Genomic DNA, 21,673 nt, shown 5'->3' with positions numbered 1-21,673 from the left:
ATTAAAAATATAGAGTATAGGAGGTCGGAGTATGAAAAGAAAAAGGCCTATTTATGTTGCGACAGAAATGAAAACGACAATAGAGAAATTATGGGAATATACGCAAGAACCAGACCTACATACAGAGTGGGATGCTCGTTTTACTGAAATTTCGTATTTAGAGAAAAAAGAGGGAGAACCACAGAAGTTTTTATATAAAACAAAGATAGGATTTGGGCTTGAAATAGGCGGAGAAGGGGAATCGATAGGTGAAATAAGAAAAGAAACTGGTGAACGGATTTCTTCTTTGAAATTTTGGACAGACAATACATTATCACTTATACGAATAGGGCGTGGTTATTGGAAGTATACACCGCATAAAGAATGTATTCATTTTGAAACGCAATATGATTATGATACAAGATTTGGTCGTATAGGAAATGTGGTAGATTCCTATATTTTTCGTCCGTTATTAGGTTGGGCGACTGCTTGGAGTTTTGATGCCTTAAAATTATGGTTAGAAAAGGGGCTTCATCCTAGGTTACTAATTAGAAGAACAATGACGTATTGGCTCGTATGTTTTTTATTTGCTTTTGTATGGATATATCAAGGAATTGTCCCGAAAATAATTTTTAGCCATCCAGAAGAAGTGAAGATGCTTTCACTCATTGGGTCGAATGAAAGCAGTGTATTTATACTTAAAATGATTGGGATATTAGAAATTATTTTTGGTGCCATATGGGTACTTCCACTTCCAAAACGAAAAATATTTATAATGCATATTGTTATGTTAATAGCTTTAACGATAGCAGCAGGATGGACGAATATCGCAAGCTTTACAGGGCCGTTTAATCCAATCACATTAAATCTTCTTCTAATCGGATTATCGATTGTCGGTTATTTGAATAGCTTTGATTTGCCAAGCGCAAACAATTGTAAGAGGACGAGAAAGGGATAAGTGTATGACTAATATTTATGAAAGACTATTAGGGGATTCTTATAAAAAACTTCATCCGAAATTACAGAAACGCTATGAGGTTACAGAAAAAAATAGCTTCGTCGGAGAAGGGAAGATGGATGAAATTTACGGAGGTTCTTTTTTCGTTAAAATGATATTAAAAATTGCAGCCAAGTTCCGAATGTTTTTTTCTGAGCGAGGGCAAGAAGTTCCGTTTACAATACATAATTACGCTGAGCGGGATGAACATGGAAATGAATCTGTACGGTGGAATCGTACTTTTTATTTTCATAATAAGAAAAGATATTTTAACGCCGTTATGCAGCTGGATGAGGAGAAACATGAAATCGTAGATTATTTTGGTGAGCCGCATATACTTGTTTCTACATTGAATTTTCATATTGACGAGGCAGGTGGAATGCATATTTCTTCAAAAAAACAATGGTTTTATATGTTAGGGAGAAAAATTCCGTTACCGAAATTTTTATACGGAGAAGCAAAAATTTTTGAAAGTTATGATGAAGCACTGAAATGTTTTCGAATTCATGTACAAGTACGAAATCCGTTAATTGGGCCTCTATTTTCATATAAAGGAACATTTGTGGAAAGGAAATAAACGAGATGAAAAATATAATATTTGGACTTGCTTGTTATATTATTTTTCTAATATGTGGGTGGTCAAATTTAAATCCTGTTGAAGCAATTATATTATTATCTGTTTTATTATTTATACCGATGTCTTTTTATATTATTGATAAAAGAACAAGAAATGGATCGTATTTATTATTTTATAAATTCGTATTGTTTTTATATCCAATCGCAGCAAGTAGCGCCATGCTAGCTTTCGTAACAAATCACTATTTCTTTGCGCTAATTTGGTTTGTATATACAGGAATTATTGCATTATTTGGTGTCAGTAGATTACTAGAAAGAGGTTGGAAACCGTTAGAAGAAACTGCGATAGATAGTGCGTTTATATATTTGTTTTTAGGTGGTTTTTGGTTTTTTGCCTCAGTAGCAAAACTTTCGATTATGCAGTTTAGCTCTGACATTGTTTTACTCACAGCTGCCCATTTTCATTATTCGGCGTTTCTATTGCCATTATCAGCTGGTTTAATAGGGAGAAAAAGAGAAAAGAGAAGTAAGGTGTATGATGTTATTATGTTTATCATCATGATTTCACCTATGACAGTTGCAATAGGAATTACATATTCGAGGATATTTGAATTTTTTGCAGTTGTGATATATTTATGTGCTATTTATGGATATTGTATTTACGTTTGGAAAGCGAAATTTAATGCTATTCGTGCAAAGGTTCTCTTAATCATTTCGTCTAGTACGCTCATGGTTACAATTATGTTCTCACTCATATATTCATACGGAAATTTAAAACAAGTACTGACGATTACAATTGCTCAAATGGTTTGGATTCACGGTGTGGTAAATGGTATTGGAGTAGCATTACCAGCATTTGTAGGTTGGATGATTGAAAAGAGTGCTCCAAATTATAAGTACTATGGGAAACCAATGAGTAGATTAAGAGGAAGCGTGAGAATTGGTGGGACATTTTTACAGAATGGAAATTTAGTAGATAGTAAGGAATACAACGGTTTAGTTGATAAAATAAATGATTTCCATAGTGAGTCATTTGACGTGACAAAGGTTCCTTTAAGTATGATTCGTTTTTATGAAAATACAGCAGCGTATGAGTTACAATCGAATATTAAATGGGCTCGTTGGTTCCGTCCATTTGCATTTTGTTATACGAAAATGAGTAAACGAGTAGGACAAATACATTTAGGGATGGGCGATAAGTGGGAAACAATGTATGGTTCTATCATAGGTGTAAATGATGAGAAAGATGGAAGAGAGAATGTAAGGGCTTGGCTAAGGGAAAATGAAGCAGGAGAGTCTATTTTTTTGGCTCTGTATTCAAAACATACGCATAAGAACGAGGCATATATGAATATCGCATTGCCTTTACCTTATTCGAATATGACAGGTATTTTAAAAGTATGTAATGATAGCAATGATTTAATCATTACTAGTAAGTTGAGAGAAAATAGTAAGGGAGACGAGGGGATTTATTTACATACTGGCTTCTTTACAATCCGTTTACCGTTAACAGAGATTTTTATCATTAAAGAGGGAAAGGGTCACATGCTAACTGCTCACCATAAAATGTGGATATTCGGAGTTAAGTTTTTAGAAATTGATTATGAGATTAAGAAAATAGAGGTGAAGTAAGAAAAGCTTGGAGGGATTCCAAGCTTTTTTACGTATGGGTAATTGTCATAGCGACTTGTTTATCTAAGTCTCGGTCCCAAACACGTTGAATTTCAAACGTACCTTTTTCAAAAAATAATGGGAATCTTTCTTTAAACCAATCTTGCATAGGAAGATTGAGTGCTGTATCGATTGGCACCCATACTAATTCACCCTCAGGAGGATTAATAAGAAGCTCGCCTTCAAATGAGTCGGTCCAATAGTTGAATACCATATATCGAACATGCCCCTTAGGATTTACATATTCGTCTACCCCTTTAAAAGTTAAATTAGAAACGTGTAGTCCAGTTTCTTCTTTTACTTCTCGTATAGCAGCTTGGACGATACTTTCTGGGAAATCTACTTTTCCGCCAGGAGCTATATAGCCAGGAAAGCCTCGATGATTGGGACGTTTTAAAAGTAAAATTTCATTGTTACGCTGGATCATACACATTGTATAGATCTGGTGCTCGATGTTAGGTGAATTGGAAGGCATGACCATATTTTCTCCCTTGTATTTTTTTGATAATTTTACCATAAATATAGTAGTTTCATATTATAATTTAAAATAGAATATTAATATTTTTCAGATGTTTATTATAGAGTTTATAGTTAAGTGAAAAGAGGTGAGGAAAATGCAGGGAGAAATACAAACCAAAAAAGGTTTAGGATATGTCGGAAAATTACTGTTGCCAGTCAAAGTATCACGGCATTTTAAGTTTTTGTGGATTGGACAATTGCTTTCAACTTTAGGGAGTTCTATAACAATGGTTATTTTGCCAGTCGTTGTTTACTCACTAACTGGTTCAACAGTTGTAATGGGGATGACTATGGCAATGTATATGCTACCTAATATTCTTGCTTTACCGTTTGCAGGGTTAGTTGTAGATCGAATTGATCGAGTAAAATTAATGTTATTTACGGATATAATCCGCTGTATAGTAATGCTATTACTTGCATCGCTTATATTTACGGATTTGTTAACGATTAGGCTGTTATATGTCCTCGTTGCCGTATATGGACTTATGGAAGGGATATTTCAGCCAGCATATTCTGCCGTGAGGGCGAAAGTATTCGTACCTGAAATTCGCAATGCAGCTAATGCATTAACGCAAATGAGTAATCAAGGCATACGGTTAATTGGACCAGCACTTGGTGGATTAATCGTTTCAGTTGCATCTGCTGGGATAGGATTTGGATTAGATGCAGCAACGTACTTATTATCATTTTTATGTTTATTATTTTTAAAAGAAATTAAGTTTAAAAAAATAAAATCGATTGAAAAGAGTAAGGTCGATTATAAAAAGGAGTTTATGGAGGGTGTTTTAGTTTTAAAAAGTCATCCGTGGCTTTGGATTACAATCTTCGTTTTTTCTTTCGTAAATATTTGTTATGCCGGCATTATCGTCGTATTAATTCCATGGTTATTTAATATTCATCATCATTTTGAAGCTTACGTTTACGGACTGGGAATGGCATCTTCTGGTGGCGGTGCTGTAATTGCCGCATTAATATTTGGTGGGAAAGAGCGGTGGCATAAGAGAGGGTTACTGGCCTATGGAGGTGTTTTAATTAGCGGCTTCACTCTATTAGTTATGCCTTTTATTTATTGGGCGCCTGCTTTAATATTCTTAATGGCAATTGAAGGATTCGGTATGATGATATTTGGACTCATTTGGGAAACGAGTTTACAAGAGCTCGTACCGGAAGAAGCTTTCGGAAGAGTAGCAAGCCTTGATATGTTAGGTTCTTTTGCTTTATTGCCATTAGGATATGTAGTTGTTGGTTGGTTAGCGAATGTAATAGGCGGAGAGGTAACTATATTAATGCTAGCATTATTCGTAATCTTTACAATTGTAATAGCGCTATCTGTCCCAAGTATTCGTAAGTTTGATTAAAAATTTGGATGAATAATGAAAGGAGTTATCTTATATGGTTGTAGATTGCTTCAACGAATTTTTAGAATCGGAACTACAAGGCGAATATGTTGTAAAATAACAGGTATTTAATACGAAGAATTTTACTGTATATATTGTGACTCCTGTTGATAATAAAATAGAGTATGAACGGTTCATATTATTGAAGCATCTTTCTAATGAAGAGTCTTCTGTACATATATGGGAAACATGTATTTGCAAGAAAGCAACGAAAATGGCAATTGCAAAAGAATTGACATAAGCAATCCAATCGGATTTCATAAAAAAAAGACTAAGCCATACTTAAAATAAGGCTTAGTCTTCATTAAATACAAATGTTTGTTTCATTTTTTTACCCTCATTTACCGGATGACCATTGTAAGAGAAATTCTTTTCTTCCCAAGTAATAACGACTTTAAAATTATGGCTATTAAAGTCTAATGGAAATACCATGTGGTCAAAGCTTGTATGACTTTTTGAGATGTTTTCATCAGATGTAGTAGGTGTAAAGGTAGCTTTAGATGTAGGCGTGTTATCAAGTATTTCTACAGATACATTTGAAACATCAGTACCGATATTTTTTACGAGTAAACTATACGTATCATATACACCTTGTTTTGACCGGATTACTTGTTCATTTGAGTTATGAGATTTATCAATTTCGATATACCATTGTTTAGACTTTAACACAATTGGTAGCGATTGAAATGTGTAAGCGCTAGCTTGCATTGGTAGTACTACACAAATAAGCACAAAGAGAAAGAATATTTTTCGTTTCATTTTTTGAGAACTCCCATTCTGTAACGGATTTATTTGTTATTATCTTCTCTTTATAAGAGGATATACCATTTAATGTAAGGGTGATTGTTAAGAATTATTACATTTGATTCATATGCTAATACACATCAAATGTAATCGGAAAAAATGAAATAGCGAACATAAGGGGAAGTGTATGTTGAGAATATTAATAAGTATGGGGAGCGGTGTTTTTCTGCAACTATTATTTTTGTATATAGTTATTTCTGGACTCTTATTAGACTTTAATCCTTGGTATGCAGTAATTGTGTATATAAGTGTTGCGATACTTAGTCTTATTTTAGGTATATATTCAATTGTCAGTTCTGTAAGAAAAAGTTCAAATGTTACGCTGCTTATAATACCAATAGGAGTTGTAACTACATAATTTTCAGTAGTAATCATTGGCTTTACAGTATTTGCTTATTTTTCACTAGAAGGGGGATGCCCCCAATCATTCGATTGTAAAATGTGAAAATTGCTTATAACATTCCACTAAACATATCTCCTATTGCAGGCACGGTTATTACAGTTGTTTTAATTGCTATATTCTTTATGAAAGCTGTGAGCAATAGAAAAGGGAATATCGAGATAGATGTAAAGTTAGAGTGAAAAACTGTGTAGAGATTCTCCTGCACAGTTTTTTGTAATATGAAAAATTTACCAAAAATATGTTAAAATAATATTATCATACAACAAGGGGGATTTGTTTTATGGGAAATGGGCATCTTGCTAAAGTAGATTTAACGAAAAAAATTGAATCAAAATCTAAGTACAATAAGAAACTCGAAAAATATCAAAGGCGCTTATTAGCATTACAGCAAATTTTAAAAGAAGAAAAAATCGCGGTTATGCTCGTTATGGAAGGTTGGGATGCGGCAGGTAAAGGTGGAGCGATTAAAAGAGTGACGGAGCATCTTGATCCACGTGGTTTTCAAGTAACTCCAATTGGAGCACCTGCACCTCATGAAAAACGTTACCATTATTTGCAACGTTTCTGGCGGAAACTTCCTCAGTATGGGCAAATTACTATTTTTGATCGCTCATGGTACGGTCGTGTGTTAGTTGAGCGTGTGGAAGGTTTTGCCACAAAGGAAGAGTGGATGAGAGCATATGATGAGATTAATGATTTTGAAAAACTATTAACAGATGACCATTACATAATAGGGAAGTTCTTCTATCATATTAGCAAAGATGAACAGTTAAAGAGGTTTAAAGATAGGGAAAATAATCCTTTGAAGAGATGGAAAATTACAGATGAAGATTGGCGTAATCGTGAAAAATGGGACGAGTATGTTGAAGTAATGGAAGAAATGTTTGAAAAAACAAATAAGCCAAATGCTAAATGGCAAATTATCGCGAGTAATGATAAATTATACGCACGTTTGAAAACATTGAAAGTGATTATTTCATTAATTGAGGATTATTTCTTAGAGCATGGTATAGAATTACCTTCTTATTATCATGAAATGAAAGAAGGTAAGGCAGAGGACTTTGAAAATAATCAAGATGTAGTTGTAAAATAGCCTAAAGTTTGAATGTGAGATATAGGAAGAGCTACCCTGTGATTTTGGGAGCCCCTCGGTAATGAGCGAAACATAAACCGTGGGGTTCTTTACATTAATAAATAAACTGTAGCATTTTAAATTTTGGGATTTTGTTGTTCTATAGTACATTAACAAGAGGTATTAGTTTTATAGAGAGGGTGAGGAAATGATAGAGACAGCAGATGCTTCAATACGTAATCGTATGTACACAGAAGAAGAGCAACAAAAATTATATAAACGAACATTAATAATCGTAAGTATTTCACAAATGTTCGGCGGAGCGGGATTAGCTGCTGGAATTACAGTAGGTGCACTTCTTGCGCAGCAAATGCTTGGGACAGATGCATATGCAGGATTACCGGCTGCTATGTTTACAATGGGGTCTGCGGTAGCGGCTTTCTTTGTTGGGAAGTTATCGCAAAAATATGGTCGCCGAATAGGACTTGCAACAGGGTTTATAGTAGGGGGGCTAGGGGCTATTGGAGTTGTATTGGCTGCTTTAACAAATAGTATTATTTTATTACTAGTCTCTTTACTCATATATGGTGCAGGTACAGCGACGAATCTACAAGCTCGTTATGCTGGTACCGATTTAGCAGATAAGAGACAACGAGCAACTGCTATTAGTATTACAATGGTTATGACGACTTTCGGTGCAGTTGCAGGACCGAACTTAGTAGGCGTAATGGGAGATTTTGCCCATTCAATCGGAATTCCTAACCTTGCAGGTCCGTTTATATTATCAGCAGCGGCATTTATACTGGCGGGTCTTGTCCTTTTTATTATGCTTCGTCCAGATCCATTAATTATTGCTAACATAATAGAAACATATAAACGAGAACATACATATAAAGGGAAACCAGTAACAGAAGAAGTGAAAGAAAACAAACGAGGTATTACAGTTGGAGCAATCGTTATGATACTTACTCAAATAGTGATGGTTGCGATTATGACGATGACGCCAGTTCATATGGGGCATCATGGTCATGGGTTAAGTGCAGTAGGGCTTGTAATTGGTTTTCATGTAGGTGCAATGTATCTTCCGTCTCTCGTTACAGGAATGTTAATTGATAAAATCGGACGAACTACGATGAGTATAGCTGGGGGAATAATTTTATTAGCGGCGGGTGTCATAGCTGCGATGGCGCCGAGTGATTCTTTACTATTATTAATTGTTGCTCTGTCTTTACTTGGGTTAGGTTGGAACCTCGGTTTAATAAGTGGCACAGCTCAAATTGTTGATGCAACTATACCTTCTACACGTGCAAAAACACAAGGCAAAATAGATGTATTTGTTGCGTTAGCTGGGGCTTCTGGTGGAGCGATGTCAGGTATGATAGTAGCGAATTCCAGTTATGCCGCATTATCATTAGCGGGAGGAGTGCTAGCATTATTGCTTATTCCTATTGTGATATGGTCTCGAAAAGGGGCGAGAAATTAAATGAAAAAGAGGTTCTAGTTACTAATTAGAACCTCTTTTTCAATACTTAACTTAAATCCCACTCCACAATAAGCCCTAAATGCGTAAGTCCACCGCCAAATCCGTATAGCAAAAGTGTATCTCCGTTATTTAATCTTCCTTTTTTTCTAGCTAAATCTAAAGCGAGTGGAATAGAGACGGAAGATGTATTCCCCATATCTTCCACACTCGTTAATGTTTTTTGAATAGATATTTTTGATTTTTCGCAAATAGATTCAATCATTCTTAAGTTAGCACTATGTGGTATGAACCAATCTATATCATCTATTTGCAAATTTGCAGTATGTAATAGTTCTTTTATGCCGTATGGTACTGTTCGTACAGCCCATTTATATACTTCTCTTCCGTTTTGAACGATTTTTTCATTTGTTTGTAGTGGTGTGCCATTCATAGTAGTAGATAAGTTTGTTCTGTATAGATGAATACCACCGTCACCGTTTGTTCCCATGTGAGCAGCAATAAAGCTTGGTTTGTTTTCATCTCTTTCTAATAAAATAGCTCCAGCGCCATCACCGAACAAAATACAGGTCGTTCTATCGGTGTAATCAGTAACTTTAGATAATGTCTCTGTCGCTATGACGAGTACTTTTTGATGTGATCCAGAAGTGATTAAGCTATTACCGACATGCAGTCCGTATGTGAAACCAGCGCAAGTCGCATTTAAATCAAAAGCTAGTGTATGAGGTATGTTGAAGTATTGTTGTATTTGGCAAGCGACACTAGGAAAAACATAGTCAGCAGTAGTTGTAGCAACGATGATACAGTCAATATCTTCTAAGTTTTTCTTATATGTTGTACACAAATTTTCGACTGCTTTAATGGCTAAGTGTGAGGAGTATTCGTCTTCGTTAGCAATTCTTCTTTCTTTCATGCCTGTTCTTTGCACAATCCATTCATCATTCGTATGGACCATTTTTTCTAAATCGTTATTAGACAATATTTGATTTGGAACATAAGTACCAATTGCGGTAATACGAGATTTAGAATTCATAGGGACATCTCCTAACTTATTTTTATAACCTGATACTAATATCAGGTTATAAAAATGTCAATAAAGACTTTTATTGTATGGAAACGATACTGTTTAATTTACTCTGGAGGAATTTGACGAGTAGCGTAAAAATAATATACGAGAAGCTTTTGAAATTGATAATGAAGGGAGTGGGGCTCCTTGAAAAGAATTTTGCGCATGTTGCCTGTTGTCATTATTTGTGGCTTTATTCTTATTATTTTTCCAGAGAAATCTCATGCTTGTGATTGTATTAATGTAACAGCAGAAGATGCATTTCAAAAAAATGATGTAGTGTTTGAGGGGAAAGTAATTGAGATTGGAAGGAAAGAAGGGATTGGGATTGAAGTATTATTTGAAGTGAAGAAAATATGGAAAGGGACAACTTCTTCGCAAATTATCGTATATACAAATGGTGGTGATTGTGTGTTTCACTTTGTAGAGGGAGGAGAGTACTTAGTGTTTTCTTCTCAAAGGAGATCAGAAAAACAATTACACACACATAGTTGTAGTGGAACGAAGAGATTGGATGAGGCAGGGGTGGACAAAGCGGCTTTAAGTCATATTGCAAAAGAGTCTGTTCCGACGAAGAAAGTGAATTTAAAAGGTGGAATGGTGAGTGGTTTCAGTTGGTGGCAAGTTGCTATCATATCCATAGGTCTGCTATTGATCATTGCTGTTGTTAGTTTTTTTGTGAGAAGAACACGCAAAAAATGACGATTAAAGTAAAAATATAAAGATTTTCTTTCTGTTCATATAGGTGCTTTAACCTTGTGAAAGCGAATTACTTATGCTACACTTTATGTAACTTAAAATGAACGGAGGGGCTTCCTTTGATCTTAATCAGATTACGTCTCAATACTTTGTGCCGATAATTGAATAGCGCTCAAAGGCTCTGTCTGTGTACAGAGTGAACGGGATTGGTCTGCCTATTTTAAAGGAACCCTTTATTAAGCTTATATGTGAAAAAGAGGGAGGGACGAATACGCCCTCTTTTTGTTTTGCCTTTAAAATTAGATTGGGATCGTATAGGTGAACACTTGTTGTGGATTCGTATATGATCTTGAGACTTATTGACTATGAGATAGGATGAAAGTATAACTTTCTTCTATTTCTTTGGTGAACCCTTATCCGTTTACGAAAACACAGGCAGCGACCTGTGTTTTTTATTTTACGTAATCGAAATGGAGGAATAAATATATGGAAGAATTATTACAAAGAGCAGTTTTAGTTGGAGTGAATTTAGGAAATGAAGATGATTTTGTATATTCTATGGAAGAGTTAACGAATCTTGCAGAAGCTTGTGATGTAGAGGTAATCGGGCAAGTGACGCAAAATTTACAACGAGTAAATCCATCACATTATATTGGAAAAGGAAAGATTGAAGAAGTAGCAGCCTATGTAAATGAAGTAGATGCGAATATGGTAATCTTTAATGACGAATTATCTCCTTCACAAATTCGAAATTTAGAGGAAGATTTAGACTGTAAAGTTATTGATCGTACCATTTTAATTTTAGATATTTTTGCGCAACGTGCGAAAACGAAAGAAGCGCAGCTGCAAGTAGAAGTAGCGCATCTTCAGTATATGATGCCTCGTTTAATCGGTCTTCGTGAATCATTAGGAAGACAGAGCGGCGGCGTTGGTACGAAAAATAAAGGTGTCGGTGAGAAGAAATTAGAGTTAGATCGTCGTAAAATTGAAGAGCAAATTTCAGTTTTAAATAAAGATTTAGAAGCGCTTGTTGCTCAGCGTCAAACGCAGCGAAAGCAACGTAAGAAAAATGAAGTACCAGTTGTAGCATTAGTAGGCTATACGAACGCAGGAAAATCAACGACGATGAATGCAATGCTGGAAATTTATAATGGTACGGAAGAAAAACAAGTATTTGAAAAAGATATGTTATTCGCGACATTAGAAACATCTGTACGAAATATTGATTTACCAGATAATAAATCATTTTTATTAACGGATACGGTTGGATTTGTAAGTAAATTACCACATCATCTTGTGAAAGCGTTCCGTTCAACGTTAGAAGAAGTAGCAGAAGCAGACTTACTTATTCACGTTGTAGATTACGCAAATCCAAATTATGAACAATTAATTGATATTACAAATGAAACGTTAAAGAAAATTGGAGTAGAAAATATTCCAACGATATATGCATATAACAAATCAGATATGATAGATGTTGAAATTCCAAAAGTACAAGAAGACCGCGTGTATTTATCTGCGAAGAAGCATGTTGGAATTGAAGAGCTTGTAGAAATGATTCGCTCGTATATTTATAAAGAGTATACGAAGTGTGAAATGTTAATTCCATATGACCAAGGACAGGTAGTTTCGTATTTCAACAATCATGCGCACGTTTTATCTACGAGTTATGAGAACGAAGGTACAAAAATTGAACTAGAATGTAAGACGAGTGATTACGAAAAGTATAAGCGTTTTGCGATTTAATTTGAGAGGCAACCCAGTATGTGATTGGGTTGCCTTTTTCTGTAATGTTTTACCGCTGAAAGTTACAAGGATGCAAGCCAATGACGGAAGTTAAGTTATATTTCTGGAAAAAGAAATGAAAGCAGTATAGAATAGAAATGTTTCAAAAGTCAGAATTTATTACACCTACTTTAATAAATATTTTGTACAGAAAGGGGAGATTCACATATGCAGGCAGTTTCACAAAAAAAAACTGTAGAAACACCGACAATATACCGAATATTATTTGCGATTAGCTTCGGACATTTTTTAAATGATTCGATGCAAGCAGTTGTGCCGGCGTTGTTTCCTATTTTGGAAAAAACGATGAATTTATCCTATATGCAAGTAGGGTGGATTGCGTTTGCGTTAAATATGACGTCATCGATTATGCAACCGGTGTTTGGTATGTATTCAGATAAGAAGCCGTCACCATTTTTATTACCACTCGGCATGTTTTCGAGTATGCTTGGAATGATTGGACTCGCGTTTGCACCAAACTTTATTATTGTTATTATTTCTGTTTTATTTATTGGCTTAGGTTCTGCAGTCTTTCATCCAGAAGGCGCTCGTGTTGCGTATATGGCGGCAGGTGCAAAACGAGGGTTAGCGCAAGCGATTTATCAAGTTGGGGGAAACACGGGGAATTCCTTAGCTCCCATTTTTACAGCGCTAATTTTCGTTCCGCTTGGTCAAATTGGTTCTTTAGGTTTTACAGCATTTGCAGCAGTAGGAATTATATTATTAATTTTCGTATCGAATTGGTACAAAAATGAATTAGCAACCGGCGCTGTAAGAAGGAAGAAGAGAGCTGCACTTGAGGCGGAAAATGCAATTGTAAGTACACACATTAAATTCGTTATTATACTTCTTGTTTTTCTTACTTTTGTGCGCTCTTGGTACGGTGCCGGTATCGGGAATTTCTATCAATTTTACTTAATTGAGCATTATGATTTATCTATAAAAAATGCCCAGTATTTCGTATTCGCATTTATGATTGCTGGTGTGTTAGGAACTTTCTTCGGAGGACCGTTAGCAGATCGATTTGGTAAGAAAAACATCATCGTATTTTCAATGTTAGGTTCAGCGCCACTTGCACTGTTATTACCACATGTCTCACTTGTGTGGGTCGTACCTTTATTTTTATGTATCGGTTTTATTAGTTCAAGTAGTTTTAGTGTAATTGTTGTATACGCGCAAGAGCTTGTTCCGGGAAAAGTAGGGATGGTATCAGGTCTAATTGTAGGTCTTGCGTTCGGCCTTGGTGCTCTAGGTGCTGTAGTACTAGGAAAGTTAGCTGATATATATAGCCTTCAGTTCATTATGATATTATGTAGTTGTTTACCGTTAATTGGACTTACTTCATGGTTATTACCAAGTGATAAGAAAACGATAGAATAGGGGATGTACTATGAAATTATGTGAAAACGTAACAGAATTAATAGGAGATACACCTGTCGTCCGATTATCTAAATTTATTCCGGAAGACGCAGCGGATGTGTATGTGAAACTAGAAATGTTTAACCCATCACGTAGTGTGAAAGACCGTGCTGCTTATAATTTACTTCATGTTGCAGAAGAAAATGGTCTCATTAAACCAGGGGATACAATTATTGAACCGACAAGTGGGAATACAGGAATTGGTTTAGCGATGAACGCAGCTGCTAAAGGGTATAAAGCGATTTTAATTATGCCAGACAATATGTCAAAAGAGCGTATTAATTTATTGAAAGCATACGGGGCAGAAGTAGTTTTAACACCAGCAGAACAAAGAATGCCAGGAGCAATTGCGAAGGCGTTAGAACTGCAAAAACAAATACCGAATAGTTTTATCCCGCAACAATTTGAAAATCCAGCTAATCCGAATATTCACCGTTATACGACTGCACTTGAAATTTACGAACAAATGGATGGAGAGCTTGATGCTTTTGTTGCAACGGCAGGAACAGGCGGAACGATTACAGGGACTGGTGAAACGTTAAAAGAGAAATTACCAAACTTATATATTGCAGTAGTGGAACCGAAAGGATCTCCCGTTTTATCAGGTGGTGTACCAGGTCCTCATAAACTAGTAGGAACAAGCCCAGGATTTATTCCGAAAAACTTAAATACAGAAGTGTATAACGAAATTATTCAAATTGCAGACGAAGAGGCTTTAACGACAATGAGAAACTTAGCTAGACAAGAAGGCTTATTAGTAGGGCCGTCTTCAGGAGCTTCTGTGTACGCAGCAATTATGATAGCGAAGCGCCTAGGCGCTGGTAAAAAAGTTTTATGTATTGCACCTGATACTGGTGAACGTTATTTGAGTATGGGGTTATTTGAATAAAAATGATAGAAACCCCTTAATGGTGAAATAGAGCTATTAAGGGGTTTGTTTTAGGTGATTAAGAGGGGGAAAGCACGATGAGACTATTAAAACCAACGCATAAATATAGTGAACAAATTATAGAGTATCGGGAGGCTTTTTTACATGCAGGAGAACAACCACACGGTAGTAGCTCTTTACAAAATTTTGATTCCCTAGCTGAATGGTTTGAAAAAGTGAGTATACAAGAAGTAGGAGAAAACTTACAAGCGAATCGAGTGCCATCTAGTCAGTTTTTAAGTTTTGAAAAAGGGGAACTTATAGGTTTTGTGAATATTAGACATAGATTAAATCCAGAATTATTACGGGAAAGCGGTCATATTGGATATAGTGTCCATCCGAATAAACGTCGCCACGGTTACGCTACGAAACAACTAAAGCTTGCATTAACTGAAGCGCAAAAATTAGGATTGCAGAAAGTATTAATAACTTGCGATAAATCCAATATCGGTTCTGCTAAAACGATTCAAAAGGTTGGCGGTGTGTTAGAAAATGAGGTAGTTTCTTCTCGTACTGGTGAAGTTGTTCAGCGTTATTGGGTAGAAATTTGATTAAGTGTGAATTTGAAAAGGTAATATAATATGCAATATCGAAATAGATAAATGAGGAGTAAGGGGAGTACTGCAGTTTTAGGGGGGAATGAAATGGGATTAAGAGAGAAAGCGATAGAAATGTCGGAGATTTATAGAAAAAACCCGAAAATCGAAGCTATTATTTTAGCAGGTTCAGTAGCTAGAAAATTAGAGGATGAACATTCAGATATTGAATTACATATTTTATGGTCGGAACCACCAGAGGATGAGGATCGTAAAGAGCCTATTAATCATATTGGTGGAGAAATTTTATCATATTATCCTTACGAGGAAGAAGAATGGTCGGAGACGTATTTGACGAAAGAAGGAATTAAACTAGAGATTAGTAATTTTTTAACAGTGACCGTAGAAAAAATTATTTCAGAAGTTGTAGAGCGGTATGATATCAATTATGAGAAACAATGTATTGTATCATCCATTCATGATGGTGTGAGTTTGTATGGAGAAGTGAAAGTACATACTCTAAAAGATAGAGTTGAAGCGTATCCAGAAGAATTGGCGCAAAAAATGATTGCAGAAAACCTTTGGTTAAGCAATCGTTGGCATAATCGAGAGGCTCTTTTAAAACGAAAAGATTGGCTTATGCTATATGATGTTATTTGTGAAGTTCAAAGAAATATATTTGGAGTCTTATTTGGTCTGAACCGCATGTACGTGCATCATCCTGCATTTAAATGGATGCCATATAATGTGGAACGAATGGGGATTAAGCCTGAAAATTTATATGAGCGTATGGCGAATATTTTAATAGGACATCCAGAGAATAGTGTGAAAGAGTTAGAATTGTTAATGGGAGAGGTATTACATTTAGTAAAACAATATACTCCAGAATTAAATATTGCGGAGCAACAAAAACGCATTCAATATGCAAAGTAAAAACAAAAGATGTAACAACGAGTTACATCTTTTGTTTTTTTATTTTACTAATTTTCCTAGTACAGGTAAACGTTGAATACGATTACCAAGAATATGTGAAGCGAGTCCACTCGTTAATACGAATAAAAGGTAAACAAGCCCCCCTGCCGCACCACATATAAATACAATGAGCAGTGATTCGATATAAGATTGGCCAGGAATAATCCAGCTTATAATTGCTTTTAATGCAATTACAACAGCAGACATTGCTGCGGAGTATATCGTAATAAGAAATACTGTTTTCACCGTTTCACCAATTTTAAATTTCGCAAACTTAATGATGCAATACAACATAATAATATTCGAAACGAGGTATCCGAGAATTGTTCCAAGTACAGCACCGTGTCCACCGAATAAGTGTAAAAGTGGTATGTTTACTACAATCTTCACAAGAATACCGATTGAGAATGCAATCATTGTTTTTCTTTGATAATCAATGCCTTGTAATATAGCTGCAGAAACTGTGAAAATCGCACCTAATATAGCAGAAGGTGCAAATGAAATTAAATATTGTGATCCATCAAGTGCAATTTTAGGATCTACATAAATCATTCGGAATGCATCGTAAGCGATGCTAGCAAGACCAAATGCAGCTGGGATAGTGAAGAATAACAATACTTGGAATATCTTTGAAATTTGTTCTTGTAATTCTTCTAGTTTTCCGCTTGTAAATGATTTCGTTATAGCCGGAATAATTGTTAATGAGAATCCAGTTGCAAGTGAAGCCGGAATCATAATTAACTTTTGTGCATAGTTCGTTATATAAGCGAAAACTGCATTCGCGGTTTCTAAAGGCTCTCCCATCGCTCTAAGGACATCAGCTACGGTATATTGATCTACTAACGTATAGAGTGGAATTGCAATACCCACAAATACAATTGGGATTGCATATCGAAGTAATTCCATATAAATATTTCGTAATGGAATATCGGATGCCCTTGACTTTAATTCACCTTCAGGAGGCTTTAATCCGTTATACTTTTTCCAGTACAGCATTAAAATAGAGACGCTGGCAAGTGCCCCGATAACAGCACCGAATGTAGCAACAGCAACAGAAGAGGCTACGGAACCTCCTAATATTTTGGAAACGATGAAGCTACCAACTAAAATGAAAACAACGCGTGCGATTTGTTCTACGACTTGAGAAACAGCACTTGGTTTCATATGTTGAAAACCTTGGAAATAGCCGCGTGTAACACTCATAGCCGGTACGATAATAAGTGCGAAACTTAATGCTCGCATTGTAAGTGTTACGTCAGCGATAAATTGTGGATTTGGCGTTTTAGAGCGAATAATAAATTGTGATATGTAAGGCGCTCCAATAAATAAAATTAAAAATCCTAAAAAGCCCATAAATAGCATTAATTTTATGCTCGAGCTATACAATTTTTTACTTGTACTATAATCACCGAGTGCATTATGTTTTGCAACAAATTTGGAGACGGCAATAGGAATACCGGCAGTTGAAAAGCTTAATAAAATACCATACCAAGTATATGCATATCCGTATAAAGCGACCCCTTGTGTTCCAACTAATAATTGAAAAGGGAAGAAGTATATAAAACCTAAAATACGTGAAATCATTGTTGCACCGCTTAGTAAAGCAGTACCTTTTAAAACTTTTGAAGTAGACAAAATTTGTTCCTCCTACTCATGTTGCCTTGCATGTATCTCGCTCTTTGAGGGCAGTAAGACTCCTACCTCAAAATGAGGCTGGAGAAAGAAGTTAAGTGGAAGCCCTGCTACTACGAGTAAACGCAAAATTGGTGAAACTTTAATCAGTGGGGCATCCTCCGCTGATTAAAGTTTCACTTTACCGTATACTACTATAAACCTGTTAGAGAAGTTAATACAGTATAAACCATATAAGTTCAAATACTATTCATACAAAAGTCATATTTCAAATTTTTAAATAGAATATAAGACATAAAAACTTAAAATATAAGTTGACACTATTTTTAATGTGTGATAAAAATGATAGTAATCAATTCGGAAAATAATATTTGGGCAATGAAAGGGTATAGTAGTGAAAATCTCCCTATTTCAGAGAGCTGATGGTTGGTGTGAATCAGTATATAGATTATTCATGAAGTTCGTCCTGGAGCATCTTTCATAAATCTCACATTATGAGGAAATGGAAGACGGTAGTTTATACCGTTATCAAATAAAGTGGTGAAGATTTTTTCACAACTAGGGTGGTACCGCGATATTTATCGTCCCTACGTATTTACGTAGGGACGTTTTTTATTTAGGTCCTAACTTTGCTGTGGCTTCATAACTAGGGTGGTACCGCGATATTTTATCGTCCCTACGTATTTACGTAGGGACGTTTTTATTTAGGTCTTACTTTTGTTGTATCTTCATAACTAGGGTGGTACCGCGATATTTTTGTCGTCCCTACGTATTTACGTAGGGACGTTTTTTTATTAGGGAGGAAGTGAACGTATTCGAAAAAAGTATTGATAGAACAATATAAATACCAAATTATAAAACAGAAAAAGATAAAGAGAGGAGATTAACAGATGAATTCACAGCAATGGACATCGAAATTAGGTTTCGTATTAGCTGCAGCAGGTTCAGCAATTGGTCTTGGGGCGATTTGGAAATTCCCATATATGGCCGGCATCGGAGGAGGCGGCGCATTCTTCCTTATTTTCATCGGTTTCACATTATTAATTGGTTTACCGCTATTATTAGCCGAATTCGTTATTGGGAGAAGTACACAAAAAGAGGCCGTTGATGCGTATAGAGAAATCGCACCGAAAACGTTATGGCCGTGGTTAGGTAAATTAGGAATTGTAACATGTTTCATATTACTTTCTTTCTACAGTGTTGTAGGAGGATGGATTTTATTATATTTATGGAATGCAATTACAGGTAGACTGTGGGAAGGAAATGGGGCGTACGAAGCTACGTTCGGTGAAATCATTTCCAATCCGTATTTAGCAGTCGGGTCACAGCTATTATTCATCCTTATTACTATTTTCATCGTAAGTAAAGGTGTACAAAATGGTGTTGAAAAAGTAAATAAATATTTCATGCCAGCACTATTCGTTTTATTCTTTGTCTTAATTGTTCGTGCACTTACATTAGACGGTGCTGGTGAAGGAGTTCGCTTCTTCTTACAACCTGATTTCTCAAACGTAACGTCAGAAATTATTTTATATGCGATGGGGCAATCGTTCTTCTCATTATCTGTCGGTGTAGCCGTTATGGTAACGTATAGCTCATACTTACCGAAAGAAGAAAGTTTACCGCGTTCAGCATTTTCTATTGTAGCTTTAACGCTCGTTATTACATTACTTGCAGGACTTGCGATATTCCCGGTTGTATTCGCATTTGGAATGGAACCATCTCAAGGACCAGGATTATTGTTTATCGTATTGCCAGCTATTTTCAGTAAAATGGCGTTCGGAAAATTATTCTTCATCGTTTTCTTATTACTATTCTTCTTTGCTACTATTACATCAGCAATTTCGATGTTAGAAATTAGCGTTGCATCTTTAACTGCAAAAGGTAAAGGGAAACGTGAAAAAATGGCTTTAATCGTTGGATTATTAATCTTCGTTGTTGGAGTACCATCAGCATTATCATTTGGTATATTAAGTGATCTGAAGATTTTTGGAAAGACTATTTTTGATTTATCGGACTATGCAGTTAGTAACGTATTAATGCCGCTTGGTGTTCTATTAGTTTCTATCTTTGTTCCTTTAAAAATGAAGAAAGATGTATTAATGAAAGAGCTTGGTGTAAGTAAAAATAAAGGCTATAAACTATTCGTATTATGGTTATTCTTACTTCGCTATATCGCACCAATTGCGATTATTATCGTATTCCTAAATGTACTTGGAATTATTTAATAAGAAAGGTAGCGTATCGTTATATGATACGCTACCTTTTTTATCCTTCTATTTGCCGGGCAGTAAGACCCCCACCTCAAAACTCAGCGAAAGCGAAGAAGTTAAGTGGGGGATGGGTCCCCCCCACTGATTAAAGTTTCACCTTATTTTGCTCTTTTTTGCAGTTCATTTACTGTGACGAATTGATATCCCTCTTTAGATAAAGAGTCTAAAATACCTTCAATGGTCTGTAAATTTTCATTAGATTTATCATACATAGGGTGTAATAAAATGATAGAACCTGGTTTTACATTTTTATTAACGTAGTCAATTTTATCAGCTGTAGATTTATAAAAAGTATCAGGCTCAAGATCCCACGTAATCGTTTCAATATTATTTTTATTTAAATAATAGGGTAGCCCAATTAATTTTTTTCCGTTAGGGGGTCTAAAATCAATTTCGTCTGTAAATCCTGTTTGGCGGATGAACGAATTCGTCTTTTCAATTTCTTCTTTAATAAAAGAAGGTGTTTTAAAAACCATTCTGTTATGAGAATACGTATGGTTTCCAAGTTGATGACCTGATTGAACAATTGCTTTTCCTAATGGTAAATTGTGTTCTAATTCGTTTCCGATAACAAAGAAAGTAGCTTTTGCATTGTATTTATCCAGTAACGGTAATATTTGTTTTACATTGTTAGTAGGGCCATCATCAAAAGTTAAAGCGATCACTTTTTCATTTGTTTCTACGCGTTGTGTTAAATCTCCAAATAATTGAAAGCTTCTTGCGTTCATCAATTTGTATGTTCCGAATAATGCCGTGATAATAAAGAATAGTGTAACGATTGTAATGATAATTTTTTTCTTCATAATGTAACCTCACAATGATTTTTGATTCAATAAAAAGTATTATATCAAAATTAATTATTTATTGCTGAAAAAGCATGAAGATGCAAGGAGAGGAAATTTATCATATAATAAAATGCAAAAGGTATATTAGGAGGTGTTTATATGGCGATTATAATTCAATTGCCAGACACTGCAACGTCTCATGCAAAGCCAAGTATGGAAATGGCGATACTTTGCGTGAGGTAGACAAGTAATATACAATCGCCTAAATGAGCTCGTATCATTTTTTATATTTGGCTTTGCACCTTATTGAAATGAATCATAAAAAATAAGGGGCGAGCAGAGATGAAATACGTAAAAGCTGCGGCAGTTTTACCAGAAAGTTTAATTGCTGAAATTCAAAAGTATATACAAGGTGAAACAATTTACATTCCAAAACAAGAAACGAAACATTATAAATGGGGTACACGATCTGGAGGAAGAAAACAATTAGATGAAAGAAATAACGCGATTAAAGCAGCATTTAAAAGCGGAATTGCTATTCATCAACTTGCAGAAGAATATTTTCTTTCCGGAGAAACGATTAAAAAGATTGTGTATTCTAAGTGAAAAAAAGGAAAGAGTCTGGTTCAAATATTATTTTGAATCAGACTCTTTTTGTTTTGTATTTATTGGATGTGAAT

The 21,673-nt window shown here is 35.3% G+C and carries 19 protein-coding genes, 1 pseudogene and 1 other annotated feature; of the genes and pseudogenes, 15 read left to right on the top strand and 5 right to left on the bottom strand.

All coding sequences use genetic code 11. From position 1 onward, the window contains the following. The first annotated feature begins 31 nt into the window (after positions 1–31). From JDS95_RS06090 to JDS95_RS06080, 3 genes are read left to right on the top strand one after another with little or no spacing between them, the layout of a single operon-like run. Positions 32–937: a DoxX-like family protein gene (locus tag JDS95_RS06090; RefSeq protein WP_085449947.1), complete on the top strand. Its 906-nt coding sequence runs from the start codon at positions 32–34 to the stop codon at positions 935–937. Between the two features lie 4 nt (positions 938–941). Continuing rightward, positions 942–1,553: a DUF4166 domain-containing protein gene (locus JDS95_RS06085; RefSeq protein WP_085449946.1), complete on the top strand. Its 612-nt coding sequence runs from the start codon at positions 942–944 to the stop codon at positions 1,551–1,553. A gap of 5 nt (positions 1,554–1,558) precedes the next feature. Further along, on the top strand, positions 1,559–3,184 hold the full coding sequence (locus tag JDS95_RS06080; protein ID WP_085449945.1) for a YndJ family protein: 1,626 nt from the start codon (positions 1,559–1,561) through the stop codon (positions 3,182–3,184). A gap of 28 nt (positions 3,185–3,212) precedes the next feature. On the opposite strand, the gene JDS95_RS06075 is transcribed toward JDS95_RS06080, so the two are convergent. Further along, positions 3,213–3,698 carry an 8-oxo-dGTP diphosphatase gene (locus JDS95_RS06075; protein WP_001139831.1) on the bottom strand — a complete coding sequence of 162 codons (486 nt, stop codon included), beginning with the start codon at positions 3,696–3,698 and terminating at the stop codon, positions 3,213–3,215. 139 nt (positions 3,699–3,837) lie between these two features. Between JDS95_RS06075 and JDS95_RS06070 the strand changes: the two genes are divergently transcribed. Beyond that, complete coding sequence (locus JDS95_RS06070; RefSeq protein ID WP_085449944.1) at positions 3,838–5,100, top strand: MFS transporter; 1,263 nt, start codon at positions 3,838–3,840, stop codon at positions 5,098–5,100. A gap of 34 nt (positions 5,101–5,134) precedes the next feature. Next, positions 5,135–5,380, top strand: a pseudogene (locus JDS95_RS31060) (hypothetical protein). A gap of 53 nt (positions 5,381–5,433) precedes the next feature. Here JDS95_RS31060 and JDS95_RS06065 read toward each other — a convergent pair. Further along, positions 5,434–5,898 (bottom strand): hypothetical protein, encoded by a 465-nt coding sequence (locus JDS95_RS06065; protein ID WP_000823157.1) that lies wholly within the window; start codon positions 5,896–5,898, stop codon positions 5,434–5,436. A gap of 728 nt (positions 5,899–6,626) precedes the next feature. On the opposite strand from JDS95_RS06065, the gene JDS95_RS06060 reads away from it, so the two are divergent. After that, positions 6,627–7,439 (top strand): polyphosphate kinase 2 family protein, encoded by an 813-nt coding sequence (locus tag JDS95_RS06060; RefSeq protein WP_199690322.1) that lies wholly within the window; start codon positions 6,627–6,629, stop codon positions 7,437–7,439. 187 nt (positions 7,440–7,626) lie between these two features. Beyond that, positions 7,627–8,901: an MFS transporter gene (locus tag JDS95_RS06055; protein ID WP_000573151.1), complete on the top strand. Its 1,275-nt coding sequence runs from the start codon at positions 7,627–7,629 to the stop codon at positions 8,899–8,901. Between the two features lie 46 nt (positions 8,902–8,947). On the opposite strand, the gene JDS95_RS06050 is transcribed toward JDS95_RS06055, so the two are convergent. Then, complete coding sequence (locus JDS95_RS06050) at positions 8,948–9,931, bottom strand: ketoacyl-ACP synthase III (protein ID WP_001086330.1); 984 nt, start codon at positions 9,929–9,931, stop codon at positions 8,948–8,950. A gap of 180 nt (positions 9,932–10,111) precedes the next feature. Here JDS95_RS06050 and JDS95_RS06045 point away from each other — a divergent pair, with 180 nt between their 5' ends. From JDS95_RS06045 to JDS95_RS06020, 6 genes are all read left to right on the top strand, one after another. Next, positions 10,112–10,666, top strand: a complete 555-nt coding sequence (locus JDS95_RS06045; protein WP_085449939.1) for a cobalamin biosynthesis protein CbiN — start codon at positions 10,112–10,114, stop codon at positions 10,664–10,666. Between the two features lie 483 nt (positions 10,667–11,149). Then, positions 11,150–12,409 (top strand): GTPase HflX, encoded by a 1,260-nt coding sequence (hflX, locus tag JDS95_RS06040; protein ID WP_000391892.1) that lies wholly within the window; start codon positions 11,150–11,152, stop codon positions 12,407–12,409. 207 nt (positions 12,410–12,616) lie between these two features. Next, entirely contained in the window at positions 12,617–13,828 is a 1,212-nt protein-coding gene (locus JDS95_RS06035; protein WP_001149404.1) for an MFS transporter, read from the top strand. 10 nt (positions 13,829–13,838) lie between these two features. Further along, positions 13,839–14,756, top strand: a complete 918-nt coding sequence (cysK, locus tag JDS95_RS06030) for a cysteine synthase A (protein WP_000762271.1) — start codon at positions 13,839–13,841, stop codon at positions 14,754–14,756. A gap of 77 nt (positions 14,757–14,833) precedes the next feature. After that, the gene (locus JDS95_RS06025) at positions 14,834–15,346 is read left to right on the top strand and encodes a GNAT family N-acetyltransferase (protein WP_001237911.1); all 513 of its coding nucleotides are present in this window, start codon (positions 14,834–14,836) and stop codon (positions 15,344–15,346) included. Positions 15,347–15,439: 93 nt separating this feature from the next. Further along, a complete protein-coding gene (locus JDS95_RS06020; protein WP_000524268.1) occupies positions 15,440–16,264 on the top strand; it encodes a DUF4037 domain-containing protein in 825 nt (274 codons plus the stop codon). Between the two features lie 39 nt (positions 16,265–16,303). Here the strand turns inward: JDS95_RS06020 and JDS95_RS06015 are convergent, their stop codons facing one another. Further along, positions 16,304–17,938, bottom strand: coding sequence for a putative polysaccharide biosynthesis protein (locus JDS95_RS06015; protein WP_000107898.1), 1,635 nt, complete (start codon positions 17,936–17,938; stop codon positions 16,304–16,306). 366 nt (positions 17,939–18,304) lie between these two features. Then, positions 18,305–18,527, top strand: a binding site (T-box leader). A 298-nt stretch (positions 18,528–18,825) separates the two neighbouring features. Between JDS95_RS06015 and JDS95_RS06010 the strand changes: the two genes are divergently transcribed. Next, positions 18,826–20,163 (top strand): sodium-dependent transporter, encoded by a 1,338-nt coding sequence (locus tag JDS95_RS06010; protein WP_001088192.1) that lies wholly within the window; start codon positions 18,826–18,828, stop codon positions 20,161–20,163. Between the two features lie 143 nt (positions 20,164–20,306). On the opposite strand, the gene JDS95_RS06005 is transcribed toward JDS95_RS06010, so the two are convergent. Next, on the bottom strand, positions 20,307–21,011 hold the full coding sequence (locus JDS95_RS06005; protein WP_000726861.1) for a polysaccharide deacetylase family protein: 705 nt from the start codon (positions 21,009–21,011) through the stop codon (positions 20,307–20,309). Positions 21,012–21,335: 324 nt separating this feature from the next. Here JDS95_RS06005 and JDS95_RS06000 point away from each other — a divergent pair, with 324 nt between their 5' ends. Then, entirely contained in the window at positions 21,336–21,599 is a 264-nt protein-coding gene (locus JDS95_RS06000; RefSeq protein ID WP_000878303.1) for a CD3324 family protein, read from the top strand. Positions 21,600–21,673 lie beyond the last annotated feature (74 nt).

It is taken from the genome of Bacillus cereus group sp. N24 (assembly GCF_016483345.1).
Taxonomy (GTDB): domain Bacteria; phylum Bacillota; class Bacilli; order Bacillales; family Bacillaceae_G; genus Bacillus_A; species Bacillus_A toyonensis.
The sequence above is the reverse complement of the archived record's forward strand: the minus strand, read 5'-3'. Positions and strand labels throughout refer to the sequence as shown.